This is a genomic window from Dietzia maris, from assembly GCF_014144855.1.
Taxonomy (GTDB): domain Bacteria; phylum Actinomycetota; class Actinomycetes; order Mycobacteriales; family Mycobacteriaceae; genus Dietzia; species Dietzia kunjamensis.
The window spans coordinates 1-4831 of sequence record NZ_JAALDN010000121.1 but is presented as its reverse complement, the minus strand read 5'-3'; the positions used below and the strand labels follow the sequence as shown (position 1 = coordinate 4831).

The following is a 4831-nucleotide window of genomic DNA, read 5'->3' as shown; positions in this document are numbered from 1 at the left end:
CAGCGGGCCGGCGGTGGGCCGCGGCGCGCCCGGCGACCCCGCGCTCTACCAGGCCGTCTCACTGCTGATCGACTACCCGACCGCCGAGCTGATCGACCGGCTCCCGCTCGTGCGCGAACTGGCCGGGGAGCGGGGCGCCGTCGCGCGGCCACTGCTGGGTCTGGTCGACCATCTGGAGTCGACTCCCCTCGACGACCTGCAGTCGGAGTACGTGGAGACGTTCGACATGCGGCGCCGCTGCTGCCTCTACCTGACCTACTACCGGTACGGGGACACTCGCAAGCGCGGCACCGCACTCGTCGACTTCATCGAGACGTACAAGGCGGCCGGTGCCGAACTCGGGGCCGGGGAGCTCCCCGACCACCTCGGCGTGGTCCTCGAGTTCGGTGCGCAGTGCGATCTCGACGGCTGCCGTGCACTGCTCGTCCAGCACCGCGCCGGTCTCGAGTTGCTGCGGATCTCGTTGGCCGACCGCGGCTCGCCCTGGACCGGCGCGCTGGAGACCGTCTCGGCCACCCTCCCGGCTATCGGCGGGCACGACCGCGACGCCGTCAGCAGACTCGTCGCCCAGGGGCCGCCCGACGAGGAAGTCGGCCTGGAGGCGTTCACCTCCTCGTCCTACCTGGAAAGCGGGGCCCGGCCATGATCGGAACGACTGCAGCCGAGGTGACGATCCTGGACATCTTCCTCTGGGTGATCCTGCCGTACGTGTGCCTGGCGATCTTCGTCGTGGGCCACTGGTGGCGGTACCGCTACGACAAGTTCGGGTGGACCACCCGTTCCAGTCAGCTCTACGAGTCGCGCCTGCTCCGCTGGGGCAGCCCGCTGTTCCACTTCGGCATCCTCTTCGTGGTCGGCGGCCACATCATCGGCCTGGTCATCCCCAAGTCGTGGACCGAGGCCGTGGGCATCACCAACGACGCCTACCACTGGATCGCGGTGATCACCGGGGCGATCGCCGGCTTCTGCACCGTGGTCGGACTCGTGATCCTCATCTACCGTCGCCGCACGGTCGGGCCGGTCTTCTCCGCCACGACCGTCAACGACAAGGTCATGTACGTCTTCCTGGCCGCGACGATCTTCCTGGGCATGGCCAACACCATCGTCGGCAACATCCTCAGCCACTACGACTACCGCGAGGAGCTGTCGGTGTGGTTCCGAGGCATCTTCTGGTTCCAGCCCGATCCGGCACTGATGCTGTCCGCGCCCATGTCGTTCAAGCTGCACGCGATCGTGGCGTTCCTGCTGTTCGCCATCTGGCCGTTCACCCGCCTGGTCCACGTGTTCTCCGCGCCGATCGGCTACCTGTGGCGTCCCTACGTCGTGTACCGGTCGCGTCCGGCAGGCCAGTTCGGCAACCGCCCGTACCGCCGGGGCTGGATGCGCGAGGACGTCGGCGACGTGAGCCGCGAGATCGGCGCCGGGCGGGCCCGGTCCGGATCGAGCCGCGTACCACGTCACTGAGGTGACCCGGTCACGCAGCCTCCCGACGCCCGCGCGACTGTCTCCGGGGTACTTCGCCATGGTCATGGCGACGGGGATCGTCGCCGTGGGAGCCGGGCAGCGGGGCTGGGAGACGGTGTCCGTGATCCTGATCGTGCTCACCGCGATCGAGTACGGGATCCTCGTGCTCCTCACCTTGTGGCGGCTGATCGCCTTCCGCGCCGAGGTCGTCGCCGACCTGCATGACTCCCGCACCGCGTTCCTCTTCTTCACGTTCGTCGCGGGGACGAACGTTCTCGCGGTGGCGCTCGCGGGGCGGCACCTGCTCGTGGCGTCCGTGGCGCTCCTCTGCGTCGGCGCGGCCGTCTGGATCGTGCTCGGCTACACGGTCCCCTGGGTCGCGGTCCTGTCCCGCGACGAGCGCCCCGTGGTCGCGGAGGCCAACGGCACCTGGTTCATCTGGGTCGTCGCCAGCCAGTCGGTGGCCGTCGCCGCGGCGACCCTGGAGCCCCACGTCGAGTCGGCCCGCGACGCCCTCGCGATCGTGGCCGTGGCGTCCTGGTCGGTCGGCGTCGTCCTCTACGTGGCGTGCGCGGTGTTCGTCTCGCTCCGGCTCATGCTCTACCCGCTGGATCCGCGGGAGCTCGATCCCCCGTACTGGGTCTCGATGGGGGCGGTGGCGATCACCGTCGTCGCCGGCGCACGGATCGTGGAGATGGCCAGCGCCCCGATGGTCGACGCCGTGCGAGGACTCGTCGCGGGCCTGGTCGTGGTGTTCTGGTGCTTCGCCACCTGGCTCATCCCGGCCCTGGTGGCGGTGGGGGTGTGGCGTCACGGGATCAAGAGGGTGCCGTTCCGATTCGAACCCACCTGGTGGTCGATCGTCTTCCCGCTCGGCATGTACGCCGTCGCGGGGATGTACCTCGGGCGGGCCGACGACCTGCCGATCGTCGCCTGGATCGGCGAGACGTGGATGTGGGTCGCGGTCGCGGCCTGGCTCATCGCGCTCGTCGGCATGATCCGATCCAGACTCCCGCGGGTCACGCGGGTCCCGACATGACGGGCCGGAGTGGCGGTGCCGAACCCGCCCCGCCGTCAGGGGCGGGACGGGTCGAACCGTCAGCGCCGGCGGTTGCGCATCTTCTCCGCGAACTCGCGGGCCTTGCGCTGGTTCTCGGGCTTCGAGGCCTCGCGCTTGACCACCTGTACGGCCTTGAGCGCGATCCCGCTCCTCAGTGCATTGCGTAGGAATGCCATCGTGTACCTCCATGTCCGGGGGCGCCAGTCTAGAGTCGGTGGGCCCCTACCGCGACCGGCCGAGAGTGGAGTCCGAGGAGTACGGATATGAGAAGTGACGGCGACGCCCTGTGGCGCATCCTGTCGACCCGCCGCGACCATCGTCACTTCCACCCGACACCGGTCGCGCGGGAGACCATCGAGCGACTGCTCGAGGTCTTCGCGGTCGCGCCGAGTGTCGGACTGAGCCAGCCGTGGCACGTCACGGTGGTCGAGGACCGCGCCGTACGGGAACACATCCACTACGGCTTCCGCGCGGTCCGCGCCGCCGAGGCCGAACGGTTCGGCGGCGAACGCCGCGAACTGTACGACTCGCTCCGCCTGGAGGGCATCCTCCAGGCGCCCGTGGGCCTGGTGGTCAGCCATGTGCCGCCGCCGGGTCCGATCCTCGGGACCACCAGCGTCCCGGCGGCGACCGAGTACAGCGTGGTCGCCGCGATCACCCTGTTGTGGCTGGCGGTGACGGCGGAAGGCCTCGGTATGGGATGGGTGAGTCTCGTGGAACCCGGCCATCTCTCCGACAGCGTGCGGCTTCCGCCGGGCGCACGCCCTCTGGCCTACCTGTGCCTCGGGTACCCTGCCCTGGAGCTGGACGAACCACTGTTACAGACCGTCGGGTGGGGACGTCGTTCCCCGCTGTCCGTCGACTGGGTCTGACCACGCCGGGGGACCGGGGTCAGGCCCGCTCGACCCCGACCTCGATGACGGTCCCCCACGGGTCGTCGAATCGCAGGACCGCGCCGTCGTGACGTGTCTCGATCCGGTGGTCGGCCAGTCGCTGCCGGAGTGCGTCGACATCGTCCGCGGTGGGCAGCTCGATGTTCACCCGGCCCAGGCCCAGGGCCGCCGCGCGCGGGCCGGCGCCGGCCGTGCCCCAGGTGTTGACCGCGATGTGATGGTGGTACCCGCCGGCGGCGATGAACAGTGCCGAACCGACGTCGCTCATCACCTCGAAGCCGAGGGCGTCGACGTAGAAGTCGCGGGCTGTCCCGATGTCGCCGACCTGGAGGTGGACGTGCCCCAGTGCCGCGGACGTCCCGATCGACGAACCGGCGACCGGCGGGGTGAGGTGCGTGCGCAGGAAGGCGTTGGGGTCAAGCGGGTTGGTGGCCACCTTCAGCAACCCGTGGGGCTCGGTGGCCCAGGTGTCGCGGGGCCGGTCGGTGTACAGCTCGACACCGTTGCCCTCGGGGTCGTCGAAGTAGAACGCCTGACTGTAGAGGTGATCGGCGCTGCCGGTGAAGGATCTCGGCGCATGCCGGGCGACCGAGGCGACGGCCGCGGCCAGCGACGGCTCGTCGTCGAACATCACCGCGGTGTGGAACAGTCCGGCCTGCCCCTGCGTGCGCGGCGGCAGCTCGGGCATGCGGCGCATCCGCACGATCGGTCGACCCGCCCGGCCGAGCACGGCGGTCTCGCCGGCCTGCTCGAGCACGTCCAGGGCCACGCCGTCGGCGTAGAACGCGATCATCGAGTCCAGGTCCCGGACCAGGAGTTCGACCGCGCCCATGCGCGTGTCCGCCGCGAGCAGGTCGTCGGCCGGGCGCTCGGCCAGGCTGCGGGGATCGGGGTTCTGGACGTAGACGGGCATGGTGCCCTCCTTGCTCTCGGCATCGCGGTTGCGTGATGTGTCATCTATATCAACCGGCCCACCCGCTCGCCTATTCCGTGATGCGTCACCCACCCCCGCGGGACCGCCGGCCGGGGCGCCTACTCCGCGGCGTCTACTCAGTGACGTCGAGGAAGCCCGCCGCGCCCTTCTCGGCGTCGGCGAACGAGTGGTCCACGAACGTGTAGCGCCCGGGCTCGACGAAGGTCATCTCCACGAACCCGCCCTGCGACGGGGCCAGGTCGAGCGCCTGTGCGCCCCCGTTCCCACTGCCGAAGGCGTCCCGCCCGTCCCGCAGCAGGTAGGCGCCCTCCTTGTACACGGTGTCGAACTGTGAGCCCACCACGTGGAAGCTCGTCCCGTCACTCGGTCCGGCCGCCACCACCCACACGCGCACGGTCTCGCCGACCCGGGCGGTCAGCGGGTCCCGCCGGTACTGGGTCGCGTGCCCGTTGAACATCACCAGGTCGGGCTGCCCGGCCG

Annotated in this window: 7 protein-coding genes; 4 read left to right on the top strand and 3 right to left on the bottom strand. The window is 70.2% G+C overall.

What is annotated here, in order from left to right:
* Positions 1–13: 13 nt before the first annotated feature.
* Genes narJ through G6024_RS04570 form a run of 3 tightly spaced genes read left to right on the top strand, consistent with a single transcriptional unit; the run spans position 14 to position 2503 of the window.
* The gene (gene narJ, locus G6024_RS04580; protein ID WP_159148167.1) at positions 14–646 is read left to right on the top strand and encodes a nitrate reductase molybdenum cofactor assembly chaperone; all 633 of its coding nucleotides are present in this window, start codon (positions 14–16) and stop codon (positions 644–646) included.
* Positions 643–1464 carry a respiratory nitrate reductase subunit gamma gene (gene narI / locus G6024_RS04575; RefSeq protein WP_159148166.1) on the top strand — a complete coding sequence of 274 codons (822 nt, stop codon included), beginning with the start codon at positions 643–645 and terminating at the stop codon, positions 1462–1464. Before narJ ends, narI begins: the two co-directional genes overlap by 4 nt.
* 58 nt (positions 1465–1522) lie before the next feature.
* Positions 1523–2503 carry a tellurite resistance/C4-dicarboxylate transporter family protein gene (locus G6024_RS04570; protein ID WP_119193038.1) on the top strand — a complete coding sequence of 327 codons (981 nt, stop codon included), beginning with the start codon at positions 1523–1525 and terminating at the stop codon, positions 2501–2503.
* A gap of 59 nt (positions 2504–2562) precedes the next feature.
* On the opposite strand, the gene G6024_RS04565 is transcribed toward G6024_RS04570, so the two are convergent.
* Entirely contained in the window at positions 2563–2700 is a 138-nt protein-coding gene (locus tag G6024_RS04565; protein ID WP_167457859.1) for a hypothetical protein, read from the bottom strand.
* 87 nt (positions 2701–2787) lie between these two features.
* On the opposite strand from G6024_RS04565, the gene bluB reads away from it, so the two are divergent.
* On the top strand, positions 2788–3396 hold the full coding sequence (gene bluB / locus G6024_RS04560) for a 5,6-dimethylbenzimidazole synthase (RefSeq protein ID WP_067715013.1): 609 nt from the start codon (positions 2788–2790) through the stop codon (positions 3394–3396).
* A 19-nt stretch (positions 3397–3415) separates the two neighbouring features.
* Here the strand turns inward: bluB and G6024_RS04555 are convergent, their stop codons facing one another.
* Positions 3416–4330: a VOC family protein gene (locus G6024_RS04555; protein ID WP_159148165.1), complete on the bottom strand. Its 915-nt coding sequence runs from the start codon at positions 4328–4330 to the stop codon at positions 3416–3418.
* A gap of 133 nt (positions 4331–4463) precedes the next feature.
* Positions 4464–4831 (bottom strand): cupredoxin domain-containing protein (locus tag G6024_RS04550; RefSeq protein WP_478213476.1); only part of this gene is annotated, 368 nt, incomplete at its 5' end.